This is a genomic window from Methylobacterium sp. NPDC080182, from assembly GCF_050281105.1.
GTDB lineage: Bacteria > Pseudomonadota > Alphaproteobacteria > Rhizobiales > Beijerinckiaceae > Methylobacterium.
On record NZ_JBNNWO010000011.1, the window covers coordinates 235,336 to 261,495 of the forward strand.

Sequence of the window (26,160 nt, forward strand, 5' to 3'; positions counted from 1 at the left end):
GACAGATGGCCCACACCCACGCCAAGCTCGTCATCATCGGCTCGGGACCCGCCGGCTACACGGCGGCGATCTACGCCGCCCGCGCCATGGTCGAGCCGCTGCTGATCTCCGGCTTCCAGCCGGGCGGCCAGCTCATGATCACCACGGATGTCGAGAACTACCCGGGCTTCGCCGAGGCCATCCAGGGCCCCTGGCTGATGGAGCAGATGCGCCTCCAGGCCGAGCACGTCGGTACCCGTATCGTCTCGGAATACATCACGAAGGTCGATCTCAAGCAGCGGCCGTTCCGCCTCGAGGCCGATTCCGGCGAGACCTACTCGTGCGACGCCCTGGTCATCGCCACCGGGGCGCAGGCCAAGTGGCTCGGCATCCCGTCCGAGGCGGCGTTCCAGGGCGGCGGCGTCTCGGCCTGCGCGACCTGCGACGGGTTCTTCTTCCGCGGCAAGGACGTCGTGGTGGTCGGCGGCGGCAACACCGCGGTCGAGGAGGCCCTGTACCTCGCCAACATCGCCAGCAAGGTGACGGTGGTCCACCGCCGCGACAGCTTCCGCGCCGAGCGGATCCTTCAGGAGCGCCTGTTCAAGCACCCGAACGTCGAGGTGCTGTGGCACCGCGAGATCGCCGAGATCTGCGGCGTGCAGAAGCCGGCACCGAACGTGACGCACGTCCGTCTCAAGGATCCGCGCTCGGGCGAGATCAGCGAGGTGAAGGCCGACGGCGTGTTCGTGGCGATCGGCCATCAGCCGGCGACCGCCATCTTCGAGGGTCAGCTGCCCATGCGCCACGGCGGCTATCTCACCGTGAAGCCCGGCACGACCGAGACCGAGATCCCGGGCGTGTTCGCCGCCGGCGACGTCACGGACGACGTCTACCGCCAGGCGATCACCGCCGCCGGCATGGGCTGCATGGCGGCGCTGGAGGCGGAGAAGTTCCTGGCCAATCTCGAGATCGGTGAGAGCCCGGTCCAGGCCGCCGCGGCGGAATGACGGCCGGACGGGCCTCCGCACCTCCCGCGCGAAGCCGTCAGGCCCCGCATTTCAACAAGTTCGCGCTGCTTATGCTTGCGCAGGACCATGCACCGTGTGCATAGGAGTGCTGACTGCGCCGGGATGCACCGATTGCATGCCCGCGCGGTGTCGGGAGCGGCCATCCGCACGCGGCACCGCGCAGTTCGCCCGGTGATCTGCCCGCCGCTTCGCGCCCCTTCTCCACCCCGGGCGCGACCCGCGGGCGCGCGCTGGTAGGGGTTCTCGCCTTGGACTGGGACAAGATCCGGATCTTCCTCAACGTCGCGGAGGCGGGGAGCTTCACCAAGGCGGGTGACGATATCGGGCTCAGCCAATCGGCGGTCAGCCGCCAGATCAGCGCCCTGGAACGCGAGCTGAAGGCGCCGCTCTTCCACCGCCATGCCCGCGGCCTCCTGCTCACCGAGCAGGGCGACCTGCTGTTCCGCGCCGCGCGGGACATGAAGCTGCGCCTGGAGAATACCCGGGCCCGCCTCGTCGAGACCTCCGAGCGGCCGACCGGCGACCTGAAGGTCACCACCACGGTTGGCCTCGGCACGTCCTGGCTGTCGCAGCGGGTCGGCGAGTTCCTGGACCTCTACCCGGACGTGCGCATCGAGCTGATCCTCACCAACGAGGAGCTCGATCTGGCCATGCGCGAGGCCGACGTGGCGATCCGCATGCGCCGCCCGGCGCAGCCGGACCTGATCCAGCGGCGGCTGTTCACCGTGCACTACCACGCCTTCGCCAGCCCGGATTACGTGAAGCGGTTCGGCGAGCCGAAGACCATCGAGGAGCTCGACGACCACCGCCTCGTCTCCTTCGGCGGCAACGAGCCCTCGTACCTGCTGGCCGCCCACTGGCTCGCCGATGCGGGCCGCGAGGGCCGCGAGCGGCGCCAGGTCCACCTGACGGTGAACAATATCGGCGCCCTGCAGCGCGCCATGGAGGCCGGCGCCGGCATCGGCATCTTGCCCGATTACGCGGTGGATGGCGGCCAGCAGCTCGTGCAGGTTCTGCGCGAGACCGAGATGCCGAGCCTGGAGAGCTACCTCGTCTACGCCGAGGAGATGCGCTCGGTCGCCCGGGTGCAGGCGTTCCGCGACTTCCTCGTCTCGAAGGCGCAGCGCTGGACCTACTGAGCATCCGATGGTTGGATCCGTCTCCTCACGGAGACGATTCGATGCGCGCTGCTCTCTACGCTCTGATCCTCGTCGCGGGCTCCACCGGCGCGATGGCGGATGACTGCGCGGAAGCTTGGTACCAACGCAACCTGATCTACAAGCAGGCCGGCTACTGCTTCACCACGCCGCGCGCGATCCGGACCTTCGGCAACGCCGATTGCCGGTACGACGCCATGGATCGCGTGCCGCTCTCGCGCCAGGAGCAGGCGACTGTGGCGGATCTGCAGGCCTTCGAGCGGGCCCATGCCTGCCCGCGCTAGGCCGCGGACCGTCGACCTCGTCGGCCGGGCAGCGTAGGAGCCGCGTCGTCGCTGCGGAAGCCGCGCCAGATCAGCACGGCTTCGGCAGGCGCGTGCTCACACGAACAGGCGCTCGCCCTCGAGGCCCTTGTAGAGGCCGGCGACCTGCTCGCCGTAGCCGTTGTAGATCAGCGTCGGCACGCGCTGGTCAGTGCCGAGGACGCGCTCGGTCGCCTGGCTCCAGCGCGGGTGCGGCACGGCCGGGTTCACGTTGGCCCAGAAGCCGTACTCCGAGGCCTGCAGACCCTCCCAGAAGGTCTTCGGCCGGTCGGCCGTGAACGAGATCTTCACCAGTGACTTGGCCGACTTGAACCCGTACTTCCACGGCACCGCGACGCGGATCGGCGCCCCGAACTGGTTGGGCAGCGGCTTGCCGTAGATCCCCGTGACCATGAAGGCGAGGTCGTTCCCGGCCTCAGCCAGGGTCAGGCCCTCCGTGTAGGGCCAGGGATAGAAGAACGCCCGCTGGCCGGGCGCCATCGCCTTGTCCATGAACGTCTCGAAGCGGATGTACTTCGCGCCGGAGGCGGGCTTGGCCAGCGCCACGAGCTTCGCCAGCGGGAATCCGGTCCAGGGCACCGCCATCGACCACGCCTCGACGCAGCGGTGACGGTAGAGACGCTCCTCCAGGCCGACCTTCCGGATCAGGTCGTCGACGCCGATCTCGAACGGCTTCTCGACGAGCCCGTCGATCTTCAGGGTCCAGGGCTGCGTCTTAAGGGCGTTGGCCGCCGGCAGCACCGTCTTCGACGTGCCGAACTCGTAGAAATTGTTGTAGTCGGCGCTGAAGCGCTCCGGGGTCAGGGGGCGGTCGAGCGTGTAGGCGGGGTTCTGCGGCGCCGGGTAGAGCGGCTGGTCGCCCGCCGCCGCAAGGGCCGCGCGTCCGCCCAGGAGCGAGCCGGCCGCGAGCCCGGCCGCGCCGCCGATCAGGGCCCGCCGATTGAGGAAGACGGCCTCCGGCGTCGCCAGATGCTCCGGAATCTCCCAACCGCGCCTGCGCTTGATCAACATGGCCGTCTCCTCGGATCTCCTGCCTGCACAACCCACAGATCGGCCGCGGCCGACAGGGGCGCAAGCGCCGCAGCCTGACCTTTCGGCGAACGGCGCGCAGGAGTTACGCCGCCCGTGAGCGGCACCGGGACGCAGGCCGTCTTCCGCCGCGCGGGCGAGGCTCAGGCCGGCGGCGTCTCGTCGCGCAGCATCCGCCGCAGCACCTTGCCGACATTGGTCTTCGGCAGGGTCTCGTGGAGCACCACGCGGCGGGGAACCTTGTACCCGGTGAGCTGGGTGCGGGCATGCGCCCGCAGGATATCGGTGGAGACCGACGGGTCCTTCAGGACCACGTGGGCCACCACCATCTCGCCGGTCTCCTCGCTCGGCGCGCCGACCACCGCGCATTCGAGCACGGCCGGGTGGGCCGCCAGCACGTCCTCGACCTCGTTCGGATAGACGTTGAAGCCGGAGACGAGGATCATGTCCTTCATCCGGTCGACGATCCGGACCTGGCCGTCCGCCTGCAGGATCGCGACGTCGCCCGTCCGGAAGAACCCGTCCGCGGTCATCGCCCGCGCGGTCTCCTCCGGCCGATTCCAGTAGCCGCGCATCACCTGCGGGCCGCGCACGCAGATCTCGCCCGGCTGCCCGGCCGGGAGGGGCTCGCCGGAGACGGCGCGGATCGAGACCTCCGTGGAGGGCAGCGGGTAGCCGATCGTGCCGGAGAAGTCGCGCATGCCCCGCGGGTTGACGCACACGACCGGCGAGGTCTCCGACAGGCCGTAGCCCTCGATGATCGTGTTGCCGGTCAGGGCCTTCCAGCGCTCGGCCACCGCCCGCTGGACGGCCGTGCCGCCGCCGACCACGAAGTCGAGGTGGGCGAAATCCACCGTGCCGATCTTCGGATGGTTGATCAGGACGTTGAACAGCGTGTTCACGCCCATCAGGTGGGTGAAGCGCGTGCGGCTCAGGGTCTTGACCATGCCGTCGCAGTCGCGCGGATTGGGGATCAGCAGGCAGGAGCCGCCGCTGCGCATGAACTGGAAGAAGCACGCGGTGAGCGCGAAGATGTGGTAGAGCGGCAGCGCCGTGACCACGCAGCGCGCGACGCTCGGATCCTTCGAGTTGAACCAGAGCTGCGACTGCTCGACATTGGCCATGATGTTGCGGTGGCTCAGCATCGCCGCCTTGGCGATGCCCGTGGTGCCCCCGGTATATTGCAGGAAGGCGAGATCCTCCGGGTCGACCGGCACGGAGGTGCGCGGCATCGACCGGCCCTGACGGAGGACGGTCGCGAACGGGATCGCCAGCCCTTCCGGCAGGCGGAACGGCGGCACCGCCTTGCGAACGTGCCGGCTCGCGAGGTTGATCACCCGCCCCTTCAGCCCCAGCCCGTCGCCCGGACCCACGAGGACGACCCGCTCCAGGGCCACGTCCGGCAGCGCCGCCGCGATGGTGGCGCCGAAATTCTCCAGGACGATCAGGATCCGCGCGCCGGAATCGTTGATCTGCTGCACGCATTCCCGGGGCGTGTAGAGCGGGTTGGTGTTGACCACCGTTCCCCCCGCCAGGAGGACGCCGAAGATCGCCACGGCGTAGGCGGGGACGTTCGGCAGCATGATCGCCACGCGGTCGCCCTTCGCCAGACCCTGTCCGCGCAGCCAAGCCGCGAGGTCGCGCGCCTGCTGGCCGAGGGTCGCGTAGGTCATGGTCGAGCCGAAGCACAGCATCGCCGGCCGGCTTGCGAAGGCGGTCACGCTGGTCTCGAACAGGTCGACCAAGGTCCCGAGGCCGGCGACGTCGATCTCCGCCGGGACGCCGGGCGGATAGAAGGGCAGCCAGGGCCGGTCGGAGGCCCCGTGGCCCGGCATCGCTCCGGCCGTGGCGGCTCGAGCGCCGTGCTCCATCACGTTCGCCTCATGCATCGCGATGCCTCCCGCGGGCCCGACTCTCGGGGGCCGAGTCCCGCAACGCCTGTCGCGCGGACTCTGCGGGAACGGAGGCCGGCCCGCAAGGCAGGGGGGTCAGAGGGCTGGACGATGCCGGCGCAATGTCGCCAGCACGGTGTGGGGCAGGGCCGCCGCGATCAGCAGGCCGGCGGCGAGCGCGGCCTCCTCCGGCCGCATCGCCCGCCGGGGCCAGGGGCCGACGCCCAGGTCGCCGGCGAGGCCGATCAGGATCGCGCCGAGCCACAGGGTCAGGAAGGCGAGCGCGCCGTAGCCGACCCGGCGCAGCCGCGGCCGCAGGGGCCGGTTGGCCGCGACCGCGAACAGGCCGAGGACGCCGCCGAACGTCAGCGCGCCCACGGCGGCGCCGAGCCCGTAGGCCAGCCACAGGGGCTGGTGGGTGAGGAAGGCCATGCCCCCGGCGGCGAAGGCGCCGCGCAGGACGAGGCCGCCGAAGGTCGGGTAGAGCCCGGCGGCGAGGAGCGCGGCCGCGCCCGCCAGTCCGAACACGATCCGGCGCGGCGCGGAGCCCGGGCCCGGGCCCGTCACCACCCGCGCGAGGTGGCCGAGCCCGTAGACCAGCGCGAAGGCGAAGAGCGGGTAGCGGGCGATGAAGTAGCCGAAGATCCAGGGCTCGAGGGCCTCCGGCACGGCGTCGCGCTGGCTCAGGCCGGTCGCCGCGACGAGAGCCAGGGCGGCCAGCATGGCGAGGATCGGCCCCGCCGCTGCCAGAAGGCCGCCGGCGCGGCCTCCGGACGTCCCGGCGCCGGGACCGACCCGGTCGAGCGCGGCGTTGGCGTGTGCGGCCATGCTGGGATCAGCCGGAGAGGCGCGCGGGGTCGGGACCGCCGCGGCCGCTCTAGCGGGCCTCGTAATGGTCGCGGATCAGCCGGTCGAGGAGCCGCACGCCCCAGCCCGCGCCCCAGCTGCGGTTGATCTCGCTGGCGTTCGACGACATCGCGACGCCGGCGATGTCGAGATGCGCCCACGGAACGTCCTCGACGTAGCGCTTGATGAACGACGCCGCGGTGGCGGCGCCGCCGTGGCGGCCGCCGGTGTTCTTCATGTCGGCGAACTTGGAATCGATCGCCTTGTCGTAGGCGGGGATCAGCGGCATCCGCCACACCTTCTCGCCGGTCGCCTCGCCGGCGGCGTGGATGTTGCCCGCCAGCGTGTCGTCGTTCGAGAACATGCCGGCGATGTCCTGGCCCAGCGCCACGATGATCGCGCCGGTCAGCGTCGCGAGGTCGACGATGGCCTTGGGCTTGGTGCTGCGGATGACGTGGGTGATCACGTCGGCCAGCACCAGCCGGCCCTCGGCGTCGGTGTTGATCACCTCGATGGTCTGGCCCGACATGGAGGTCAGGATGTCGGACGGGCGGTACGAGCCGCCGTCCGGCATGTTCTCCACGATGCCGATGGCGCCGACCACGTTGCAGCGCGCCTTGCGGGCGGCGAGCGCGTGGAGCGCGCCGACGACGGCGGCGGCGCCGCCCATGTCGCCCTTCATGTCCTCCATGCCGCCGCCCGGCTTGATCGAAACGCCGCCGGAATCGAACACGACGCCCTTGCCGATGAGGGCTACGGGCGCCTCGGCCGCGGGGCCGCCGTTCCAGCGCATGATCACGATCCGCGGCTCGCGGGCCGAGCCCTGCGCCACCGCGAGCAGCGCGCCCATGCCGAGTTCCCGCATCCGGGCCGGCTCCAGCACTTCGATCTCGACGCCGAGCTTGGCGAGTTCCGAGGCGCGGCGGGCGAACTCAGCCGGGAAGAGCACGTTCGGCGGCTCGTTCACGAGGTCGCGGGCCAGGACCACGCCGTCGGACAGGCTCTTGGCGCCCTCGCCCTCGCGGGCGGCCGCGCCGTGATCGGCGAGCAGAAGGGTCAGCGCGGTGACCGATTTGTCGTCGGCGTCGGGCTTCTTCTTGGTCTTGTAGCGGTCGAACGCGTAAGTCCGCAGGCGCGCGCCGAGAGCGAACTCGCCGGCCTGCGCCGCCGTGACCGTCGCGCCCGGCCAGTCGAGCACGACCCGGGCGGTCCGTCCCGCCACCTTGCCGGCGGTGAAGCCGCCGAGCGCCGGCCAGTCGGTCTTGGCCCGGTCCTTCTCCGAGCCCAAGCCCACGACCACGAGGCGGTCGGCGCCGATGCCCGCCGGGGCCGGCAGGGACAGGGCGCTGAGCGAGCGGCCCTTGAACTTCTCGGAGGCCGCGGCACGCGCCACGAGATCCGCCCCGGAGGCGCCGAGCGCCTCGCGGGCGGCCGAACCGAGCGACAGGTCGTCGCCGACGAAGACCACGAGATCGCCGGATCCGCCGGGGCCCTGGCCGCTCTGCTCCAGGGGACCGAAACCGACCTCGATACCGTCCGCCATACCCGTCGCCCTGCCCGTTATTCCGGAGCCGTACTACGCAACCGCGCGCCGAGGCGCGGGCGATCCGCCCTGTGTAGCCGCTGAGACGGAGAACGCAACGCGGCGTGACAGCCCTGGAATCGCCCCTTTTGTCGGGTCCCTGCCGCCTCGAGGGCGCGAGAGGACGAGCGGGACTGCCGGGCCGATGAGGCAGATCGAGCGCTACATCTTTCGGATCGCCCTGGGCGCCACCCTCGCCTGCCTGATCGGGCTGACGGGCACCATCTGGCTGACCCAGGCCCTGCGCGAGCTCGATCTCGTGACCGCCAAGGGCCAGACGCTGCTGGTCTTCCTCTTCGTAACCGGCCTGTCGCTGCCGACCCTCGTCGTCGTCATCGCCCCCGTGGCGCTGTTCATCGGCACGATCTACGCGCTCAACAAGCTGAACGGCGATTCCGAGCTGATCGTCATGTCGGCGGCCGGGATGCCGCCGCGCTCGCTGCTGCGGCCCTTCCTCACCCTGGCGCTGTTCGTCAGCTTCCTGGTGGGATTCCTGGTCGTGGTGGTCATGCCCGCGAGCTTCCAGGAGCTGCGCGACGTGATCACCCGGGTGCGCGGCGACTTCATCGCGAACGTCGTCAAGGAAGGGCAGTTCACCCAGCTCGACAACGGCATCACCTTCCACTTCCGCGAGCGCGGGCCGGGCGGCACCCTCAAGGGGCTGTTCATCCAGGACCGGCGCGAGCCCGGGAAGACCAAGGTCTACCTCGCCGAGCGCGGCAACGCGGTCGACGTCGACGGCCAGAGCTACCTGATCCTGGAGAACGGCAGCGTCCACCAGCAGCAGAAGGACTCGCGCGATTCCTCGATCCTGACCTTCGAGCGCTACACGATCGACCTCGCGGCCTTCGCGCCCCCGGATTCCGACACGATCTACAAGCCGCGCGAGCGCTCGACGGCGCAGCTCCTGTTCCCCGACACGACGGAGGGCTACTACAAGCTGCAGAAGGGCCGGTTCCGCGCCGAGCTGCACGACCGGCTCTCCGCCTGTCTCTACCCGCTGGCCCTGGTCTTCATCGCCTTCGCGGCTCTGGGCGATCCCCGCACGACCCGGCAGGGGCGCGGCGTCGCGATCGCCGGCGCGATCGTCGCCGTCGTGGCGCTGCGCATCGGCGGCTTCGCGGCGGTCAGCGCCGCCGCGCGCAGCCCCGCCGCGGTCCTGGCGGTCTACGGCGTGCCGCTGCTCGCGATCCTCCTGTCGAGCCTCCTCATCTTCTACGGGCCTCGGGTGCGCGCCTTCAACGCCGCCCTGGCCCGCGCCGTCCGCGGCCGGTTCCGCGGCCCGCGCCTCGCGCCGGCGGCCTGAACCCGATGATGCTGATCGGTCCCACTCTCGGGCGGTACTTCGCCGCCCGGTTCCTCCGCACGGTGCTCGGTGTCTTCATCACCGTGTTCGCGCTGGTCTACACGCTCGACTTCGTCGAGCTGCTCCGCCGCGCCGGCGAGGCCCAGGGCGCGTCCGCCGGCCTGATGGCGCAGCTCTCGCTCTACCGCACCCCCGCGGTGGCGGAGGGCGTCCTGCCCTTCGCGGTCCTGTTCGGCTCCATGGCGGCCCTGCTCCAGCTCTCGCGCAAGCTGGAACTGGTGGTCGCCCGCGCGGCCGGGATCTCGGCCTGGCAGTTCCTGCAGCCCGGCTTCTTCGTGGCCCTCGCCCTCGGCGCGCTGGCGGTCGGCGTCTACAACCCGGTCTCCGCGATGCTGAAGCAGCGCTCCACCGAGATCGAGGCGAAGATCTTCGCCAAATCCACCAAGGCGAGTTCGGGCAAGGACCTCTGGATCCGACAGAAGGGCCTCGACGGCGAGGCGATCCTGCGCGCCGAGACCGCCATCGAGGGCACGACCACCCTGGCGGGCGTGTCGGTCTTCACCTTCGACGGCGCCGGCAAGTTCGCCGAGCAGCTCGTCGCGGCCCGCGCGACGCTCCACGACGGCTACTGGGAACTCTCCGATGTGCGCGTTCTCACACCGGGCGCACCGCCTGAGTCGTTCGACACCTACCTGATCGCCTCGAACCTCGACCCCGCACAGGTGCGTCAGGGGTTCACCCCCCCGGAATCTGTGCCTTTCTGGCAACTTCCCACAACCATCGCGCGGACCGAGCGGGCCGGTTTGGACGCCACCCGGTACCGTCTCCAGTACGATGTCCTGTGGGCACGGCCGGTGCTGTTCGTGGCCATGGTCATCGTCGCCGCAACCGTTTCCTTACGGTTCTTCCGCTTTGGTGGTGTCGGTAAACTCGTCCTCGGTGGCGTCGCGGCCGGCTTCGCCCTCTACGTGGTCCGACAGGTCATGGAGGGGCTCGGAGCATCCGGACTCGTCGCCGCACCGGTGGCGGCCTGGTTCCCGGCCGTGGTAGGCAGTCTTCTCGGTACGCTCACGCTTCTGTACCAGGAAGACGGCTGACGTCCGCGATCCTTCGCGGGACGGGAGACGGGTGTTGAGGTTGGTGGCGGCAGACGTCACAGGGGTTGGGACGCGCGTTGCGTAAGGTCGCCGACATCCTGCGGAAGGCTGGTTTCCGGGCCGCGCTGGCGCTCGCCGCGCCGCTGGCCGGGGGCCTGTCCGCCCATGCCCAGGGCCTGCCCGCCGTCGCGGCCGGCAAGCCCGGCGACAAGCTGCTCGTCGAGGCCGACGAGCTGATCTACGACAACGACCGCGGCACCGTGACGGCCCGGGGCAACGCCGAGCTGCATTACGGCCCCCGGACCCTGCAGGCCGACCGCGTGCGCTACGACCGGAATTCCGGCCGGGTCTTCGCCGAGGGCAACGTCCGCCTCACCGAGGCCGACGGCGGCGTCGTGACCGGCGCGCGCATGGAGCTCACCGACGACTTCAAGACCGGCTTCGTCGACGCCTTCCGCGGCCAGCAGACCGTGCAGCGGAAGTTCGAGACGGTGCGCACCCGCTTCTCCGCGCCGCGGGCCGAGCGCCTGAACGGCGAGCAGACGAGCTTCGAGTCCGGCAGCTACACGGCCTGCGAGCCGTGCAAGGACAACCCTGAGACGCCGCCGCTGTGGCAGATCAAGGCGAAGAAGATCATCCACGACAACGAGACCCACACGGTCTACTTCGACGACTCGACGCTCGAGATCGCCGGCATCCCGGTGGCCTACCTGCCGTATTTCGAGGCGCCGGACCCGACGGTGAAGCGCAAGACCGGCTTCCTGACGCCGCGCTTCGTCACGACGACGGCGCTCGGCAACGGCGTGTCGCTCCCGTACTTCATCAACCTCGCGCCGAACTACGACCTGACGCTGACGCCGACCCTGCTCAGCCGCCAGGGCCTGCTCGCGCAGGGCGAGTTCCGCCAGCGGATCGACAACGGCTTCTACAACATCCGCCTGTCGGGCATCTCGCAGACGACGCCCTCGGCGTTCCTGCCGAGCCCCCTCGGCGCCGGCGAGCGCGACTTCCGCGGCTCCGTCGAATCGCAGGGCCGGTTCTACATCAACCCGCGCTGGCGCACGGGCTGGGACCTCGTCGGCGTGACCGACAAGTGGTTCCTCGACAATTACCGGATCCGCAACCAGAACATCACCACGGACTATTTCCGTGAGGCCACCTCGACGGCCTTCCTGATCGGCCAGGGCGACCGCTCGTGGTTCGAGGCGCGGGGCTACTACTTCAAGGGCCTGTCGAGCTTCGACTGGCAGAAGCAGCAGCCGATCGTGGCGCCGGTGATCGACTACGACAAGCGGATCAACGGCCCATCGGAGATCGGCGGCGAGGTGCGCTTCCAGGCGAACATCACCAGCCTGACCCGCGAGACCACGCAGTACCAGGGCCTGCCGCGGACCTCGAGCTACCTGTTCTCGCCGAGCGTCAACGGCGTCAGCTTCCCGCTCTACCAGACCTGCACGGTCTTCCAGCGCGGCCTGTGCGCCATCGACGGGCTCGCCGGCACGAACACCCGCGCCTCCGCGGAGCTGTCCTGGCGCCGCAGCTTCATCGACGATCTGGGCCAGAAATTCACGCCCTTCGCGTACCTGCGCACGGACGCGTTCTTCAACAGCACGAGCTTCTCGGGCTACCAGAACGACCTCGTCCCGCAGGTCGCGCACGTCGATCAGGGCTTTGCCGGGCGGGTCATGCCGGCGATCGGCCTCGACTACCGCTACCCGTTCGTCGCCAATTTCGGCGCCCTCGGCGTCCACACCCTGGAGCCGATCGGCCAGATCATCGCGCGCCCGTCGGAGACCCGGATCGGCCGCCTGCCGAACGAGGACGCGCAGAGCCTCGTCTTCGACGACACCTCGCTGTTCGAGTGGGACAAATTCTCGGGCTACGACCGGGTCGAGGGCGGCGTGCGCACCAATCTCGGCGGCCAGTACTCCGTCGTGACCCCGTCCGGCTGGTACGCGAACGTCCTGTTCGGCGAGTCCATCCAGCTCGCGGGCGTCAACTCGTTCCGCCGCGGCGACATCGCCAACACCGGCCTCGATTCGGGGCTCGAGACGCAGCGCTCGGACTTCGTCGGGCGTTTCCAGGTCTCGCCGAACCAGAACATCACGTTCATCAGCCGGGCCCGGTTCAACCAGTCCGACTTCCACGTGGCGCGGTTCGAGACCGGCGCGACGGCGCGGTTCGCGCCGTTCCTGCCGCTCACCGTCTCGGCCTTCTACTCGTACTACGAGGCGCAGCCTCTGCTGGGCTACAGCCACTACCGCGAGGGCATCACCGCCACCGCGACCTACAACATCACGCCGAACTGGTTCGTGTCGGGCTCGCTGCTCGTCGACCTGACCCACTACCTCGACGTGCGCAACACCTACACGGACGCGCTGAGCTCCTACCTGGCGAACCCGATCGGGACGGTGCCGATCTACCAGAACCCGGGCCGCTTCTACCTGTCGGGCGCGAGCTTCGGCGGCGGCTATCAGGACGAGTGCACCACCGTCTCGCTGAACTACATCAACTCGCCGATCGCGACCGCGACGGGCGTCCGCGAGCGCAACCAGACCGTGCTGCTGCGGGTCGAGCTGAAGACCCTGGGCGAGGCCGACCTGCGCCAGAACGTCGGGACCGCCACCACCGCCGACGGCATCGCCTCGATCCGCTGAGGAACCGGGACCAGCGGCGCGCCGGTCCGGCGCGTCGCCCGCCGCGATCCCGCCGCTCGGTCTGAGCCGCCGAGGATGCGCCCGCGCCGCGCGGGCGCTATAGAGCGCCCATGCCGCCCCTCGCCCTCACCCTCGGAGATCCCGCCGGCATCGGCCCGGAGCTGGCGCTCAGCGCGTGGCTCGGGCGCGGCGGGGCGGATCCGTTGCCGCCGTTCTTCCTGGTGGCCGATCCCGACTTCGTCGAGCGCCTCGCCCACCGCCTCGACCGCCCCGTCCCGGTGGCGGAGGTCGATCCCGAGACGGCCGCCGAGGTGTTCCCGCGCGCACTCCCCGTGGTGCCCTTGCCGAGCGGCGCCCGCGTCGCGGCCGATCCCGGCGTCCCCGATTCCGGCAACGCCGGCGCGACCATCGAGTCGATCACCGCGGCGGTGGAGTTCGTGAAGGCCGGGCGCGCGAGCGCGGTGGTGACCAACCCGATCGCCAAGTTCGTGCTGACCCGGACGGGCTTCGCCCATCCCGGGCACACCGAGTTCCTGGCCGCCCTCGCGGTGCCGCCCGGCGTGACGCCGCCCCGGCCGGTGATGATGATCTGGAGCGCCGGCCTCTCGGTCGTGCCGGTGACGATCCACGTGCCGCTGAGGGACGTTCCGGACCTGCTCACCCAGGAACTCGTCGAGGAGACCGCCGCGATCGTCGCCCGGGACCTGCGGGAACGGTTCGGCCTGCCCGAGCCGCGCCTCGTCCTCGCCGGCCTGAACCCGCACGCGGGCGAGGCCGGAACGATCGGCCGCGAGGACCGCGACGTCCTCGCCCCCGCGGTGGCACGCCTGCGGGCGCGGGGCATCGACATCCGCGGGCCGCTCCCCGCCGATACCCTGTTCCACGCCCGCGCCCGCGAGACCTACGACGTCGCCCTCGCGCCCACGCACGATCAGGCCCTGATCCCGATCAAGACGATCGCGTTCGACGACGGCGTGAACGTCACCCTCGGCCTGCCCTTCGTGCGCACCTCGCCGGACCACGGGACGGCCTTCGACATCGCCGGCCAGGGCGTCGCCCGGCCGGACAGCCTCGTGGCGGCCCTGCGCCTCGCCGACCGGCTGGCCGCCAACGCGGCGGCGCGGAGCGAGGCCCCCGCCGGGGCCGAGATCATCCCGTTCAGCATCTATGCCGGCCGTCCCCGGCCCGTCGGCGCCCGCCACTTCGATCCCGAGGACGAGCTGTGAGGCAGCCAGCATGAGCGCCGGGGACGGTCTTCCCCCGCTGCGCGAGGTCGTCGCCCGCCACGGCCTGGAGCCGAAGAAGGCGCTCGGCCAGAACTTCCTCTACGACCTCAACCTGACCGGCCGGATCGCCCGGGCGGCCGGTCCGCTCGCGGGGGTGACCGTGGTGGAGGTCGGGCCGGGCCCGGGGGGGCTGACGCGCGCGCTCCTCGCCGAGGGCGCCGCCCGCGTCGTGGCGATCGAGCGCGACCCGCGCGCCCTGCCGGCCCTCGCCGAGATCGCCGCCCACTATCCCGGCCGGCTCGAGGTGGTCGACGCCGACGCCCTCGCCTTCGACCCGCGGCCGCTGGTGGGCGAGGCCCCGGCGCGGATCGTCGCCAACCTGCCCTACAATGTCGGGACCGCCCTGCTCACCGGCTGGCTCGACGGGGAGGTCTGGCCGCCCTGGTGGGACCAGGCCGTGCTGATGTTCCAGCGGGAGGTCGCCGAGCGGATCGTCGCCGGCCCGGAGGAGCGGGCCGATTACGGCCGGCTCGGCGTCCTCTGCGGCTGGCGCACGGAGGCCGAGATCCTGTTCGACGTCAGCCCCTCGGCCTTCGTGCCGCCGCCCAAGGTGACCTCGAGCGTGGTCCGGCTGGTGCCGCGCGCCCAGCCCCTGCCCTGCCGCGCCGGCGCGCTCGAAGCCGTCACCCGGGCGGCCTTCGGCCAGCGACGGAAGATGCTGCGCCAGAGCCTCAAGGCCTTGACGCCCGAGGCCGGCGCCCTGCTGGCCGCCGCCGGCCTGTCCGAGACCGCGCGCGCCGAGGAGATCCCGGTGTCCGGGTTCGTCGATCTCGCCAATCGGTGGGACGCGCATAGAAAAGCCGGCGCCCCGGTGGGGACGCCGGCCTGACGGAGAGCCGTGGCTCCGGCCCGGAGCCCGGAGCGCTGCCGGGTCAGCGGGTCTGCTGGATCGCCGAGAGCACCCAGCCGCGGCCGGGCTGGCGCAGGAAGGTCCAGAGCTCCGTCGCCTCGGACGAGTCCGTGGAGACGACGCGGCCGCTCGCCTGCTCGATCATCACGTCCTTGAGGGCGTAGCGCATGGCCACGGTCGCGTAGTCGGTACGGTCCTCGCCCCAGGCCTCCGCGAGGTCGCCCTGCAGCAGCTTCACGTCCGAGATCTTGTTCACCACGCCGCGGGAGGCGTTGCCGCGCAGCTCCTCGTCGAAGTAGCTGACCATCTCGGGCGTCGACAGGTTGCCCAGGGTCACCCGATCCTCGCGCGAGTAGGCATCCTGGATGTCGCCGAGCAGGCGCTCGAAGGCCTGGTAATCGGCCGGGCCGATCTGCACCGGGCGCGTCTGCGGCGGGCGCTGCCCACCGCCGAACATGCCGCCGGGAGCCGGGCCGCCCGGAGCGCCGCCCATCGGGCCGCGGGCGCCCGGCTGATCGTCGAGCGACGAGCGGGCGTAGGGCGCGCCGGCGCCGGCCGGCTCGTTCCGGCGGCGGAAGAACCGCAGGGCCAGCATCACCACGAGCACGACGAGACCGACCTGGAACAGGAGGCCGATCATCGAGGCGAGGCCACCGAGACCGCCGAAGAAGCCGCCGCCGAGCAGCGCGCCGATCAGGCCGGCGCCGAGCAGGCCCGCGAAGAAGCCGCCGCCGAAGCGGCGACCGGGCGCGGCCGGGGCCTGCATGCCGGGGCTGCCCATGCCGGGCGAAGGCGCGGTCTGCGAGCGCTGCATCGTCGTGCCGCCGCCCGGAGCGGTCGGCGTGGCGGAGGGCGCCGTGTAGGTGCGCGAGCCGCGGGACCCGACGGACCCGCCGCCGCCCGGACGGGCTTCCACGACGGGTGCCGCGACGGTCAGCGCAGCGGCCAGCGCCAGGAGGGCGGCCACACGCCGGCGGCGCGAAATCTCAGTAAACATGTACACGCCTCAGAGGACGAGAACCGGGTGGCGCGGAGCGCCAGTGACGATATGGGAACGGTCGGGCAGCGGTTTTAGTCCTGCCCGCCGTCGCCCGGGCGACGTTTTCCACCGGATCGCCGCTGCGCATTCCGAGCCCGCCCGTCGCGCCCATCGCGTGAATGGCACGGCTCTAGTGGAGCGTGCGCTCCGGGGCGGCCGGGAAGGAGAGGCGCACCTGCGTCCCCTCCCCGCTGCGGCTGTCGAGGGTGATGGTCCCGTTCTGCCGCTTCATGAGGCCGTGGACGATCGCGAGGCCCGCGCCGCGCCCGGCCTCGTGGCTGGTCTGGAACGGCGCCAGGGCACGGGCGAGCATCTCGGGCGACATGCCCTGCCCGGTGTCGCCGACCGCGATCCCGACGCTCCCCTGGCCCGGCTGCTGCAGGGAGCGGTCGCCGGGATCCACCCGGAAGGTCGACAGGGTCAGCGTCCCGCCCGACGGCATCGCCTCGCAGGCATTGGCGACGAGATGCCGCAGGGCGAACTCGATCTGCGTGGGATTGCTGATCGCCCGCGGCAGGCCCGGCGTCGCCGCCACGGTGAGGCGGATCCCGGGCGGCAGGTCGGGCTCGAGGCGGGCGGCGAGGTCGGCCACGATGGCGTCGAGGTCGACCGACCGGACGTCCGGCGCGATGCGGCGCGAATAGGCGAGCAGGTGCCGGGTCAGGATCGCCGCGCGCTCGGTGGCGTCGGCCGAGCGGGCGATCGCCCGCTGGACGAACGGCTCCTGCCGGTCCCCGAGCCGCCGCTTGAGCCCGTCGATGTAGCCGATCAGGATCTGCAGGAAGTTGTTGAACTCGTGGGCGACGCTGTTGGTCAGGAGCCCCAGCGCCTCGCGCTGGCGGGAGAGCGCGAGTGCGCCCTCGGCCTCGCGCCGGGCCGTCTCGTCGCGGATCTGGCCGATGCGGAACGGGGTTCCGGGCAGGGCCGCCGTCTCCAGGCGTGCCCAGAAGCTCGTCCCGTCCGCGCGGCTGGCCAGGAATTCCTGAGGCTCGGTGCCGGCGGGGTCGAGGGGCGCCGTGCGCTGCGCCAGGATCAGGTCGAGTCCCTGCGCGACGAGCCGCTCCGCCGGGTAGCCGGCGATCCGCTCCAGGGCGGGATTGGCGTGGCGGACACGGCCCTGCGGATCGAGCACCAGGCTGGGCGTCGGCAGCGCGTCGAGGAGCGCGCGGGCCTCGTCCGCCAGCGACCCGCCTTCGGCCGCGCTGTGATCCGTCCCGGGCTGCGCCATGCTGCGTTCGCGCTCAGCGGATGCGAAAGGTCCGCGACGGGCCAGCGATAGCGATGAACGGCCTCACGGCCAAGCGTGGATCCGCGGGAGGATCCGCGTGTCGAACGGCGTGCCGGCCCGTCCGGGCACCGCCTACTGGCGCACCCACATCACCCGGGCCATCCAGGCCACCTCGCCGAGATTGAGGACCCGGTCCTCGTGCTCGGGGTTCAGGGAGGCCAGCTCCACGGTCCGGGCGGTGCGCCGCCGCAGCTCCTTGGCCAGGACCTCGCCGCCGTGCAGGCGGACCACGACGCGGTCGCCCTTGCGCACGCTGGCCGTCGGCGACACGATCAGGACGTCGCCGTCCCGGAACAGCGGCAGCATGGAATCGCCCTGGATCTCCAGCGCGAAGGCCCGCTCCTCGCCGAGATCCGGAAACTCGATCTCCTCCCAGCCGGCGCCCCCGGTGGGCATGCCCTCGTCGGTGAACAGGCGGCCGGCCCCGGCCTGGGTCAGGCCGATCAGCGGCACCATCGTGCGGGCGGGGATCTCGCGGGCCTCGATGAGCCGCAGGAACTCGTCGAGGCTCGAGCCTGTGGCGGCCAGGACCTTCGACACGGATTCGGTGGACGGCCAGCGCTTGCGGCCGTCGGCGCCCACGCGCTTCGACCGGTTGAAGCTGGTCGCGTCGAGGCCGGCGCGGCGGGCGAGGCCCGAGGCCGAGTAGCCGTGGCGCTCGGCGAGCCGGTCGATGGCGTTCCAGATCTGCTCGTGCGACAGCATAGCGGGCTCGGAAGCTCAGCCTGAGCGGGCCGGCACCCCCGTCTCACCAGCCGGGATCCGGCTGCCTCGGAGGCACGGAGACGGTTCGCCCGCCGGGTCCGTTCGACACCCGCCGGGTACGCGCGGAGATACTTGACAATCTGCTTTCCGGATCCGCTCTGCCGGTCCGGACGGGGCTGTGTGACGTCCAGCCTAGTCGTAGGAAAGTAGAACTACGGGCGGCAGATTGCAATCGCTCCTCGAATCGGGCGGGGCGCGGTGCGGTTGCCGCCGCGGCCCCGCGCCTCTATCGCAGCGTCGTCTCCGGGGAGCTTCTATGCCGCTCATCTACAAGATCTGTCCGCGCCCTCTGTGGCGCGAGGCCGAGGCCGCGGGCCGGTTCACGGGCGCCCCGATCGATCATCAGGACGGCTTCATCCACTTCTCGACGGCCGCACAGGTCGCCGAGACGGCGGCCCGGCACTTCGCCGGGCAGGACGACCTGCTCCTCGTCGCGGTCGAGGCCGACGCCCTCGGCGACGGCCTGCGCTACGAGCCCTCTCGCGGCGGCGACCTGTTCCCGCATCTCTACGGCCCGCTGCCGCTGTCCGCCGTGGTCACGGTGGACGATATGCCGCTGGGCGCCGACGGCCGGCACGCCTTCCCGGCCGGGATCCTGCCGGCATGATCGCGGCCGCCTTCCCCCTCGTCAGACCGCTGCTGCACCGCCTTGACGCCGAGCGCGCGCACGACCTGACCCTCGCCGCCCTGGCGCTCCTGCCCGCGGGCCCGCGGCCGGTGGACGACCCGCGCCTCGCCGTCGACCTGCTCGGCCGCCGCTTCCCCAACCCGGTCGGCCTCGCGGCCGGCTTCGACAAGGGCGCGCGCGTTCCCGACGCGCTGCTGGGCCTCGGCTTCGGCTTCGTCGAGGTCGGCGGGGTCGTGCCGCGGCCCCAGCCCGGCAACCCGCAGCCGCGGGTCTTCCGCCTCCCCGACGACCGCGCCGTGATCAACCGCTTCGGCCTCAACAGCGAGGGGCTGGAGGTGGTGGCCGACCGTCTGCGCGCCCGGAGGGGGCGACCCGGCATCGTCGGCGTCAACATCGGCGCGAACAAGGAATCCGCCGACCGCCTCGCCGACTACGCCGCCTGCACCGCAGCCCTCGCGCCGCTCGTCGACTTCGTCACGGTCAACGTCTCCTCCCCCAACACGCCGGGCCTGCGCGACCTTCAGGGTGAGGCCTTCCTCGACGAGCTCCTCGCCCGCACGGTCGAGGCCCGCGACGCGGCAGGCGCCGGCGCGGCGATCCTCCTCAAGATCGCCCCCGACATGGCGCTCGACGCCCTCGACGCGGTCTGCGCGACGGCGCAGCGGCGAGGGGTCCAGGCCCTCGTCGTGTCCAACACCACGGTGGCCCGCCCGGCGAGCCTGCGCGAGCAGGGTCTCGCGCGGGAGACGGGCGGCCTCTCGGGGCGGCCGCTCTTCGGCCCGGCGACGCGGATGCTCGCCCAGACGCGCCTGCGCGTCGGGGACGCGCTGCCGCTCATCGGGGTCGGCGGCGTGGATTCGGCCGAGGCGGCCTGGACCAAGATCCGGGCCGGGGCGAGCCTCGTGCAGCTCTACTCGGCGCTGGTCTACGAGGGGCCGGGCCTCGTCGGGCGCATCAAGGACGGGCTCCTGCGGCGCATGAGCGAGGCCGGCATCGCCTCGCTCCGGCAGGTCGTCGGGCGCGACGCCGCCGACCTCGCCCGCGGGGACTGAGCCGGCGCGGGCGAGCCGGTCGCGGCGCCGCGCCGGACAATTTTTTTCGGGTCGCAGTTTAGAAAGGCTTTGCACAGCGGGAGCTTAGCCTGTGCCCCGTGCATGAGAGGCCTGCGCCGGCACGCCATTGTGAGGGCGTCGGAGAGGCGCTTATCTCGCGGTTGCGAAGACACATCGCGTCAGCCAATCCAGGACGGTTCATGGCCCAGTCTGAAGGGTCCACCAAGCGCTCCTCCGCCGCCGGCGGCTGGGGTGCTCTGAAGAGCTGCGGCAAGCACCTGCTCGGCAGCCGCGCACCCCTCACCGGCGCCCGCGCGCTGCTGAAGGCGAACCAGCCCGACGGGTTCGACTGCCCCGGCTGCGCCTGGGGCGACCCGGAGCACGGCTCGTCCTTCGAGTTCTGCGAGAATGGCGTGAAGGCGGTCTCCTGGGAGGCGACCGACAAGCGCACGAAGCCGTCCTTCTTCGCCAAGCACACCCTGACCGAGCTGCGCACCTGGAGCGACTACGCCCTGGAGGGCCAGGGCCGCCTGACGCACCCGATGCGCTACGACGCGGCGAGCGACCGCTACCTGCCGGTGAGCTGGGACGAGGCCTTCGCGGAGATCGGCGCGACCCTGCGCGGGCTCGACCATCCGGACCAGGCCGAGTTCTATACCTCGGGCCGCGCCTCCAACGAGGCGGCGTACCTGTACCAGCTCTTCGCCCGCGCCTACGGGACCAACAACTTCCCCGACTGCTCGAACATGTGCCACGAGGCGAGCGGCGTCGCGCTGATCGACGCCATCGGCATCGGCAAGGGCACGGTCCTGCTGGAGGATTTCGAGAAGGCGGACGCGATCTTCTGCGTCGGCCAGAATCCCGGCACCAACCACCCGCGGATGCTCGGCGACCTGCGCCGGGCGGCCGAGCGCGGCGCCAAGGTCGTGGTGCTGAACCCGGTCCGGGAGCGCGGCCTGGAGCGCTTCGCCGACCCCCAGAACACCGTCGAGATGCTGCGCGGCGCCAGCCGCCCCATCGCCAGCCACTACCTGCAGCCGCGCTCGGGCGGCGACATGGCGGCCTTCCGGGGCATCGCCAAGGTCGTGTTCGCCCGCGACGCCGAGGCGCTGGCGGCGGGCCGGCCCTCGCTCCTCGACCGCGCCTTCCTCGAGCACCACACCGCCGGGCTCGAGGCCTACCGCGCCGCCGTCGAGGCGACGTCCTGGGACGCGATCCTCGACCAGTCGGGCCTGACCGTGGACGAGATCGCCGCCATGGCGGACGTCTATCTGGGCGCCCAGCGGGTCATCGCGACCTGGGCCATGGGCGTGACTCAGCACCGCCACTCGGTGGCGACGATCCGGGAGATCGCCAACCTGCTGTTCCTCCGCGGCCATATCGGCCGGGCCGGCGCGGGCCTCTGCCCGGTCCGCGGCCACTCGAACGTGCAGGGCGACCGCACGGTCGGCATCAACGAGCGCCCGTCCGCCGCCTTCCTGGATTCCCTGGAGCAGCATTTCGGCCTCGCCATGCCGCGCCGGCACGGCCACAACGTCCTGGCGGCGATCCGCGCCATGCGGGACGGCACGGCGAAGGCCTTCATCGGGCTCGGCGGCAACTTCCTGCGGGCGACGCCCGACACGCCGGTCGTGGCGCAGGCGCTGGCCTCGTGCCGGCTCACCGTGCACATCGCCACCAAGCTCAACCACGCCCACCTCGTGCCGGGCGCGGTCGGCTACCTGCTGCCCTGCCTGGGCCGAACCGAGATCGACCGGGGCGCCGAGGGCAAGATCCAGATCGTGACCGTCGAGGATTCGATGAGCATGGTCCACGGGTCGGGCGGCATCAACAAGCCGGCCTCCAAGGAGCTGCGCTCCGAGATCGCCATCATCGCCGGCATGGCGCAGGCGACCGTCGGCTCCGCCGCCATCGACTGGGCCGGGTTCGCCGCCGATTACGACCGGATCCGCGAGGCGATCGCCGCCACGATCCCGGGCTTCACCGGCTACAACACCCGGGTGCGCAAGCCGCGCGGCTTCATGCTGCGCAACCTCGCCGCCGAGCGGGTGTTCGAGACCGTCACCGGCCGGGCCACCTTCTCGGCCGACGCCCTCCCGGTCGAGACCGAGCACCAGGCCGCCCGGAAGACGCGCGACACCTACGTGCTGCAGACCTTCCGCAGCCACGACCAGTACAACACGACGATCTACGGCCTGGATGACCGCTACCGCGGCGTCTACGGCGAGCGCCGCGTGATCTTCGCCCACCCGGACGACCTCGCGGAGATCCGCGACCGGCTCGGCGACCGGGTCGACGTCGTCGGCACGCACGACGACGGCATCACCCGCCGGGCGGAGGATTTCCGCCTCGTGCCCTTCGACATGCCGCGGGGGGCGCTGGCCGGCTACTATCCGGAGCTGAACGTGCTCGTGCCGCTCTCGACCTACGGCGAGAAGAGCGACACGCCGACCTCCAAGTCGGTGCTGGTCACCCTGCAGGCGCGCGCGGCCGCGTGAGCGCGGAGCCCGACGAGGCGGCGTTCGTCGCCGCCCTCGACCGGGTTTCGGCCGCCCGCCCGGATCTCGACCCGCTGGCGGCGGGCCTCCTGGCGGCGCTCGACCTCGGTCTGCCGGGCGACAGCCGCGCCTTCGCCCGCACCTTCGGGGTGGAGCACGCCCTGGTGCTGCGCGCCCTCTCGGGCCTGGACGAGGCGGGCCTCGTCGCCGTCACGGCGCGCGACGGGCGCACCCAGCGGACGCGCTACACGACCGCCGATTCAGGGCCGTCGGTGCCGTCATCACGCGCGTAGCGAAGTGACCCAGGGACCGCGACAGACTCGGGCGCGGCGCTGCCCTGGATCGCTTCGCTCCGGCGAGGACGGACGCGCTCAGAACCCCTTCGCCTTGATCGCCTCGGCCCAGGTGACCGCCCGCCGGTTCACGCCGAGATGCTGCCGCTCGTAGAGCCGGCCCTCCAGCTTGATCGCGCCGCGCTTGGCGTATTCCGGGCGCTCGAACGCCTCGATCACCAGCTTGGCCCGGCGCACCTCCTCCTCGGTCGGAGCGAAGGACGTGTTGGCCGGCTCCAGCTGCGTCGGGTGGATCAGGGTCTTGCCGTCGAAGCCCAGGTCCCGGGCCTGCCGGCACTCGTCGCGGCAGCCCTCTGTGTCGGCGATGTCGTTGTAGACGCCGTCGAGGATCGCGAGCCCCTCCGCCCGCGCGGCGGCCAGCGCCATCATCATCCAGGGCAGCATCGGCACGCGGCCGGGGACGATCTTGGCCCAGGTGTCCTTGGCGAGGTCGTTGGTGCCGAGCACGAGGCAGGTCAGCCGGTTGCGCGGGTCGCGCTTCGCCCGGGCGATCTCCTGGATATTGAGGATCGAGGCCGGGGTCTCGATCATCGCCCAGATCGCGATGCCGTCCGGCGCGTCGAGGGATTCGAGCCGGTCGGCGATGCTCTCCAGCACGGCGGGGGACGAGACCTTCGGCATCAGGATCGCGTCGGGCTCGGCCTCGATGGCGGCGTGGAGATCCGCCTCGCCCCACGGGGTCTGCGGGGCGTTGACCCGGATGACCAGCTCGCGGCTGCCGTAGGCGCCGCTCTTCACCGCGGCGCAGACCTGATCGCGGGCGAGCTCCTTCTCCTCCGGGCCGACGGCGTCCTCGAGGTCGAGGATGATGCTGTCCACCGGCAGGGACTTGGCCTTGTCGAGCGCCCGCTGGTTCGAGCCGGGCATGTAGAGCACGCTGCGGCGCAGGCGCAGATCGGTGGTCGTGGCCATCGGCTTCTCCCTCCTGGGCCGTCGCGCGGCCTCCCGTCGTTGCGCTGCACCCTAAAGCACGAACCCGGCCGCGCCACACCCTAAAGGTCGGGGCGGGTGAGTCCCCGCGCGGTTTGATACCGCGCCGTCTCTCCGCAGATCGAAGCCGCGGTTTGGTCATGTTCCGCCGCTTAAAGGCCGGACGAAACCAATTCTCGAAGTCCGGGATCTCTACGATGCGCAAAGTCTTGGTCACCCTCGCCTTGCTCGGGACATTGGCGGCACCTGAGGCGGCCCGGGCCCAGAGCCGGACCACCCTCGGCGTCGGCTCCGGCGCGGTCGCGGGGGCGCTGGTCGGCGGCCCGATCGGCGCCGTCGCGGGGGCAGTGGTCGGCGGCTTCGTGGGGAACTCGTCGGAGCGCGGGCGCCGGCACGTCCGCCGGGGACGCCGCTACGGCTACGCGGCCCCGCGCCGGTCGTACCCGCGGCGGGCGGAGGCCGCCGTACCGCGGACCACCGGCTCCGTGGCCCGCGCCGTGCCGCCGGCCCAGCCCACCACTTGGAAGGATCCGCGCTAGCACGTCTCGAGGTCGCGCGCGGCTGCCGCCTAGGTCGCCGGTTCGAGGGCGGCCGCGGCCGGCGTCCGGAACGTGTCCCGGGCGAGGCGCGGGAAGGCGATCGCCTGCCCGACGCCCCGGGCGCCCAGGAAGCTCACGAAGGCGAGCCACAGCCCGGTATTGCCGAAGCCCAGGCTCTCGACGAGCGCGAGGATCGCGCAGTAGGCGGCGAGCGCGCACACCATCAGGTTGCGCATCGCCCGCGTCCAGGTCGCGCCGATATAGATCCCGTCATACGCGAAGGGCGCCGCGGCGGCGAGCGGCGCCAGGGCGGCGAGGACGAGGTAGGACCGGGCCGCCTCGCGGACCGGGCCGTTCGTGGTCACGGCATCGATGAAGGCCGGGCCGCCCGCCAGCGACACAAGACTGACCGCGAGGCCGAAGCCGAGGCACCAGCGCAGGCTCAGTGTGGCGGCCGCGTCGAACGCCTCCCGGTCCCGGGCGCCGACGGCCTGGCCGCACAGGGTCTCGGCCGCCGTGGCGAAGCCGTCGAGGAAGAAACCGCCGATCAGGAAGAGATTCCACAGGACCGAGTTCGCGGCCAGGACCACGTCGCCCTGCCGGGCGCCCAGCGCCGAGAACAGCACGATGCCGGTGATCAGCGCGAGCGTCCGCAGGATGACGTCGCCGTTGACGCTGAGCGTCCGGCGGAGCGCCGCGGCGTCGCGGAGGTCGCGCAGCGGCACCCGGAAGGGCCGGGAGCCGAGCCGCGCCAGGAGAATCAGCCCGAGGCCGAGCCCGAGCGCCTCGGCGCCGAGGGTCGCCAGCGCCGCGCCGGCGAGGCCCAGGCCGAATCCCAGGACCAGAATGAGCGTCAGCGCGACGTTGGTCAGGTTGATGGCGATCTGCAGCAGCAGGCCGAGATCGGTGCGCCCGCGCCCCAGGACCGAGCCGAGCACGCCGTAGCTCGCCAGCACGAAGGGCGCGGACAGGATGCGGATGTGGAAGTAGGTCGCGAGACCGGCGATCACCGCCGCGCTCGCCCCGCTGATCGCGAAGGCGAGCTGCGCGAGGGGGCCCTGCAGGGCTGCCAGGACGAGCCCGATCAGGGCGCCCGCCGCCAGCGCCCGCGCCAGGATGCGGTCGACCTCGGCGTCGTCGCGTCCGCCGACCGCCTGCGCGGTCAGGCCGGCGGTCGCCATGCGGAGCGCCCCGAACGACCAGAAGATCGCGTCGAAGATCACCGCGCCGAGGGCGATGGCGCCGAGCAGCGCCGCGTCGCCGAGCCGCCCGATCACCGCCGCGCCGACGAAGCCGAGCATCGGCGTCGTGACGTTGGCGATCGTCATGGGCAGCGCCAGGGTCAGGACGCGGCGGTTCGTCGGGCGGGCCGAGCTGGCGACAGTGTGCATCATGCCGCACGCTAAGAAGCCGCGCCCTCCGCGCAAAGCGGGCTGATCGCATCGGCGGGTTGCGATGGCGGGCGGCCGATCCGCCCAACCCCCCGGCGCGCCGGGCCGTCGGGGCGCGACCGGGCCGGATCGGCCCCTGACCCTGTCAGCGGGAGACGGCGAACAGGCGCGCGATCAGCCAGAGCGGCACGACCACGATCGCCCCGGCGACGATCCAGCCGCCGAAATCGTGGAGCGAGGCGAGCCCGACCTCCACCAGCGCCCGCGCCGAATCGTAGACGTGCCAGAACAGCCGCCCCGGCGTCAGGCCGAGCATCGACATGAAGGCGCCGACCAGCACCGACAAGAACAGGAGCCGCAGGAACACGCCGGCCGGCGAGCCGCCGAGGAACCGCCGCAGGGCGGAGGGGCGCGACCGGTAGCTGTCCGCGCCGTAGGGGGCGTTCGGCGGGGCGCCCTGCTGATAGCCTTGCCGGCGCCGGTCGTGATCGACGAGCATTGCGTCCTCGTGAAGCCTCAAGGCCCTCGGATCGGCGACGAAGCGGGCGGAACCGTGACCGGCACACCACACCGCGTCGAAACTCGAGCGCGGATCAGGCGTTGGCGGGTTTCTCGCGCGCCGTGCAGATGGCAAGCGGCGTCGCG

General features: G+C 71.9%; 23 protein-coding genes. 13 read left to right on the top strand and 10 right to left on the bottom strand.

All coding sequences use genetic code 11. The features are described 5' to 3' along the window. Positions 1–5 precede the first annotated feature (5 nt). From trxB to ACQKQD_RS20535, 3 genes are all read left to right on the top strand, one after another. Entirely contained in the window at positions 6–986 is a 981-nt protein-coding gene (gene trxB, locus ACQKQD_RS20525) for a thioredoxin-disulfide reductase (RefSeq protein ID WP_020093541.1), read from the top strand. Positions 987–1,255: 269 nt separating this feature from the next. Beyond that, a complete protein-coding gene (locus tag ACQKQD_RS20530) occupies positions 1,256–2,146 on the top strand; it encodes a LysR family transcriptional regulator (protein ID WP_012317569.1) in 891 nt (296 codons plus the stop codon). 41 nt (positions 2,147–2,187) lie between these two features. After that, positions 2,188–2,448, top strand: a complete 261-nt coding sequence (locus ACQKQD_RS20535; protein WP_132366935.1) for a YARHG domain-containing protein — start codon at positions 2,188–2,190, stop codon at positions 2,446–2,448. Between the two features lie 96 nt (positions 2,449–2,544). On the opposite strand, the gene msrP is transcribed toward ACQKQD_RS20535, so the two are convergent. From msrP to ACQKQD_RS20555, 4 genes are all read right to left on the bottom strand, one after another. After that, positions 2,545–3,498, bottom strand: a complete 954-nt coding sequence (gene msrP, locus ACQKQD_RS20540) for a protein-methionine-sulfoxide reductase catalytic subunit MsrP (RefSeq protein ID WP_091680143.1) — start codon at positions 3,496–3,498, stop codon at positions 2,545–2,547. Between the two features lie 161 nt (positions 3,499–3,659). Continuing rightward, on the bottom strand, positions 3,660–5,405 hold the full coding sequence (locus tag ACQKQD_RS20545; RefSeq protein ID WP_427509407.1) for an AMP-binding protein: 1,746 nt from the start codon (positions 5,403–5,405) through the stop codon (positions 3,660–3,662). Positions 5,406–5,504: 99 nt separating this feature from the next. After that, positions 5,505–6,236 carry a hypothetical protein gene (locus tag ACQKQD_RS20550; protein ID WP_100252235.1) on the bottom strand — a complete coding sequence of 244 codons (732 nt, stop codon included), beginning with the start codon at positions 6,234–6,236 and terminating at the stop codon, positions 5,505–5,507. Positions 6,237–6,285: 49 nt separating this feature from the next. Then, entirely contained in the window at positions 6,286–7,797 is a 1,512-nt protein-coding gene (locus ACQKQD_RS20555; protein WP_427509408.1) for a leucyl aminopeptidase, read from the bottom strand. Positions 7,798–7,981: 184 nt separating this feature from the next. Here ACQKQD_RS20555 and lptF point away from each other — a divergent pair, with 184 nt between their 5' ends. The 5 genes from lptF to rsmA all read left to right on the top strand — a co-directional run bounded on the left by lptF (position 7,982) and on the right by rsmA (position 15,011). Then, positions 7,982–9,142 carry an LPS export ABC transporter permease LptF gene (gene lptF, locus ACQKQD_RS20560; protein ID WP_427509409.1) on the top strand — a complete coding sequence of 387 codons (1,161 nt, stop codon included), beginning with the start codon at positions 7,982–7,984 and terminating at the stop codon, positions 9,140–9,142. Positions 9,143–9,150: 8 nt separating this feature from the next. Next, positions 9,151–10,239, top strand: coding sequence for an LPS export ABC transporter permease LptG (lptG, locus tag ACQKQD_RS20565; RefSeq protein ID WP_427509422.1), 1,089 nt, complete (start codon positions 9,151–9,153; stop codon positions 10,237–10,239). A gap of 77 nt (positions 10,240–10,316) precedes the next feature. Beyond that, positions 10,317–12,896 carry an LPS-assembly protein LptD gene (locus ACQKQD_RS20570; protein WP_091680147.1) on the top strand — a complete coding sequence of 860 codons (2,580 nt, stop codon included), beginning with the start codon at positions 10,317–10,319 and terminating at the stop codon, positions 12,894–12,896. A gap of 110 nt (positions 12,897–13,006) precedes the next feature. Further along, entirely contained in the window at positions 13,007–14,122 is a 1,116-nt protein-coding gene (gene pdxA / locus ACQKQD_RS20575) for a 4-hydroxythreonine-4-phosphate dehydrogenase PdxA (RefSeq protein WP_103985281.1), read from the top strand. A 10-nt stretch (positions 14,123–14,132) separates the two neighbouring features. Further along, positions 14,133–15,011: a 16S rRNA (adenine(1518)-N(6)/adenine(1519)-N(6))-dimethyltransferase RsmA gene (gene rsmA / locus ACQKQD_RS20580; protein ID WP_056522390.1), complete on the top strand. Its 879-nt coding sequence runs from the start codon at positions 14,133–14,135 to the stop codon at positions 15,009–15,011. Positions 15,012–15,054: 43 nt separating this feature from the next. On the opposite strand, the gene ACQKQD_RS20585 is transcribed toward rsmA, so the two are convergent. The 3 genes from ACQKQD_RS20585 to ACQKQD_RS20595 form a co-directional block, all read right to left on the bottom strand. Next, on the bottom strand, positions 15,055–16,029 hold the full coding sequence (locus tag ACQKQD_RS20585; protein WP_427509410.1) for a TIM44-like domain-containing protein: 975 nt from the start codon (positions 16,027–16,029) through the stop codon (positions 15,055–15,057). Positions 16,030–16,201: 172 nt separating this feature from the next. Next, positions 16,202–17,299: a two-component system sensor histidine kinase NtrB gene (locus ACQKQD_RS20590; RefSeq protein WP_020093553.1), complete on the bottom strand. Its 1,098-nt coding sequence runs from the start codon at positions 17,297–17,299 to the stop codon at positions 16,202–16,204. A gap of 132 nt (positions 17,300–17,431) precedes the next feature. Next, positions 17,432–18,064 carry a S24 family peptidase gene (locus ACQKQD_RS20595; RefSeq protein WP_012317556.1) on the bottom strand — a complete coding sequence of 211 codons (633 nt, stop codon included), beginning with the start codon at positions 18,062–18,064 and terminating at the stop codon, positions 17,432–17,434. A gap of 316 nt (positions 18,065–18,380) precedes the next feature. Here ACQKQD_RS20595 and ACQKQD_RS20600 point away from each other — a divergent pair, with 316 nt between their 5' ends. The 4 genes from ACQKQD_RS20600 to ACQKQD_RS20615 all read left to right on the top strand — a co-directional run bounded on the left by ACQKQD_RS20600 (position 18,381) and on the right by ACQKQD_RS20615 (position 22,595). Beyond that, positions 18,381–18,731, top strand: a complete 351-nt coding sequence (locus ACQKQD_RS20600) for a DUF952 domain-containing protein (RefSeq protein WP_427509411.1) — start codon at positions 18,381–18,383, stop codon at positions 18,729–18,731. Continuing rightward, the gene (locus tag ACQKQD_RS20605; RefSeq protein WP_427509412.1) at positions 18,728–19,804 is read left to right on the top strand and encodes a quinone-dependent dihydroorotate dehydrogenase; all 1,077 of its coding nucleotides are present in this window, start codon (positions 18,728–18,730) and stop codon (positions 19,802–19,804) included. Before ACQKQD_RS20600 ends, ACQKQD_RS20605 begins: the two co-directional genes overlap by 4 nt. 200 nt (positions 19,805–20,004) lie before the next feature. Next, a complete protein-coding gene (locus ACQKQD_RS20610) occupies positions 20,005–22,302 on the top strand; it encodes an FdhF/YdeP family oxidoreductase (RefSeq protein ID WP_427509413.1) in 2,298 nt (765 codons plus the stop codon). Continuing rightward, complete coding sequence (locus ACQKQD_RS20615; protein WP_056522370.1) at positions 22,299–22,595, top strand: hypothetical protein; 297 nt, start codon at positions 22,299–22,301, stop codon at positions 22,593–22,595. The genes ACQKQD_RS20610 and ACQKQD_RS20615 overlap by 4 nt, the downstream gene beginning before the upstream one ends. A gap of 78 nt (positions 22,596–22,673) precedes the next feature. Here the strand turns inward: ACQKQD_RS20615 and ACQKQD_RS20620 are convergent, their stop codons facing one another. Continuing rightward, a complete protein-coding gene (locus ACQKQD_RS20620) occupies positions 22,674–23,567 on the bottom strand; it encodes an HpcH/HpaI aldolase/citrate lyase family protein (protein WP_020093558.1) in 894 nt (297 codons plus the stop codon). A 215-nt stretch (positions 23,568–23,782) separates the two neighbouring features. Here ACQKQD_RS20620 and ACQKQD_RS20625 point away from each other — a divergent pair, with 215 nt between their 5' ends. Next, positions 23,783–24,124, top strand: coding sequence for a hypothetical protein (locus tag ACQKQD_RS20625; RefSeq protein WP_427509414.1), 342 nt, complete (start codon positions 23,783–23,785; stop codon positions 24,122–24,124). 29 nt (positions 24,125–24,153) lie between these two features. Here ACQKQD_RS20625 and ACQKQD_RS20630 read toward each other — a convergent pair whose 3' ends face one another. Both ACQKQD_RS20630 and ACQKQD_RS20635 read right to left on the bottom strand, forming a co-directional pair. Further along, entirely contained in the window at positions 24,154–25,518 is a 1,365-nt protein-coding gene (locus ACQKQD_RS20630; protein WP_427509415.1) for an MATE family efflux transporter, read from the bottom strand. 142 nt (positions 25,519–25,660) lie between these two features. Further along, positions 25,661–26,014: a DUF6460 domain-containing protein gene (locus tag ACQKQD_RS20635; RefSeq protein ID WP_020093561.1), complete on the bottom strand. Its 354-nt coding sequence runs from the start codon at positions 26,012–26,014 to the stop codon at positions 25,661–25,663. Between the last annotated feature and the right edge of the window lie 146 nt (positions 26,015–26,160).

What these genes read in the sequence shown, in the direction of transcription:
- trxB (WP_020093541.1), top strand. Translation starts at nt 6, where the DNA reads ATGGCCCACACCCACGCCAAGCTCGTCATCATCGGCTCGGGACCCGCC.
- ACQKQD_RS20535 (WP_132366935.1), top strand. Translation starts at nt 2,188, where the DNA reads ATGCGCGCTGCTCTCTACGCTCTGATCCTCGTCGCGGGCTCCACCGGC.
- msrP (WP_091680143.1), bottom strand. Translation starts at nt 3,498, where the DNA reads ATGTTGATCAAGCGCAGGCGCGGTTGGGAGATTCCGGAGCATCTGGCG.
- ACQKQD_RS20545 (WP_427509407.1), bottom strand. Translation starts at nt 5,405, where the DNA reads ATGCATGAGGCGAACGTGATGGAGCACGGCGCTCGAGCCGCCACGGCC.
- ACQKQD_RS20550 (WP_100252235.1), bottom strand. Translation starts at nt 6,236, where the DNA reads ATGGCCGCACACGCCAACGCCGCGCTCGACCGGGTCGGTCCCGGCGCC.
- ACQKQD_RS20555 (WP_427509408.1), bottom strand. Translation starts at nt 7,797, where the DNA reads ATGGCGGACGGTATCGAGGTCGGTTTCGGTCCCCTGGAGCAGAGCGGC.
- lptF (WP_427509409.1), top strand. Translation starts at nt 7,982, where the DNA reads ATGAGGCAGATCGAGCGCTACATCTTTCGGATCGCCCTGGGCGCCACC.
- lptG (WP_427509422.1), top strand. Translation starts at nt 9,151, where the DNA reads ATGCTGATCGGTCCCACTCTCGGGCGGTACTTCGCCGCCCGGTTCCTC.
- pdxA (WP_103985281.1), top strand. Translation starts at nt 13,007, where the DNA reads ATGCCGCCCCTCGCCCTCACCCTCGGAGATCCCGCCGGCATCGGCCCG.
- rsmA (WP_056522390.1), top strand. Translation starts at nt 14,133, where the DNA reads ATGAGCGCCGGGGACGGTCTTCCCCCGCTGCGCGAGGTCGTCGCCCGC.
- ACQKQD_RS20585 (WP_427509410.1), bottom strand. Translation starts at nt 16,029, where the DNA reads ATGTTTACTGAGATTTCGCGCCGCCGGCGTGTGGCCGCCCTCCTGGCG.
- ACQKQD_RS20590 (WP_020093553.1), bottom strand. Translation starts at nt 17,299, where the DNA reads ATGGCGCAGCCCGGGACGGATCACAGCGCGGCCGAAGGCGGGTCGCTG.
- ACQKQD_RS20595 (WP_012317556.1), bottom strand. Translation starts at nt 18,064, where the DNA reads ATGCTGTCGCACGAGCAGATCTGGAACGCCATCGACCGGCTCGCCGAG.
- ACQKQD_RS20600 (WP_427509411.1), top strand. Translation starts at nt 18,381, where the DNA reads ATGCCGCTCATCTACAAGATCTGTCCGCGCCCTCTGTGGCGCGAGGCC.
- ACQKQD_RS20605 (WP_427509412.1), top strand. Translation starts at nt 18,728, where the DNA reads ATGATCGCGGCCGCCTTCCCCCTCGTCAGACCGCTGCTGCACCGCCTT.
- ACQKQD_RS20610 (WP_427509413.1), top strand. Translation starts at nt 20,005, where the DNA reads ATGGCCCAGTCTGAAGGGTCCACCAAGCGCTCCTCCGCCGCCGGCGGC.
- ACQKQD_RS20620 (WP_020093558.1), bottom strand. Translation starts at nt 23,567, where the DNA reads ATGGCCACGACCACCGATCTGCGCCTGCGCCGCAGCGTGCTCTACATG.
- ACQKQD_RS20625 (WP_427509414.1), top strand. Translation starts at nt 23,783, where the DNA reads ATGCGCAAAGTCTTGGTCACCCTCGCCTTGCTCGGGACATTGGCGGCA.
- ACQKQD_RS20630 (WP_427509415.1), bottom strand. Translation starts at nt 25,518, where the DNA reads ATGATGCACACTGTCGCCAGCTCGGCCCGCCCGACGAACCGCCGCGTC.
- ACQKQD_RS20635 (WP_020093561.1), bottom strand. Translation starts at nt 26,014, where the DNA reads ATGCTCGTCGATCACGACCGGCGCCGGCAAGGCTATCAGCAGGGCGCC.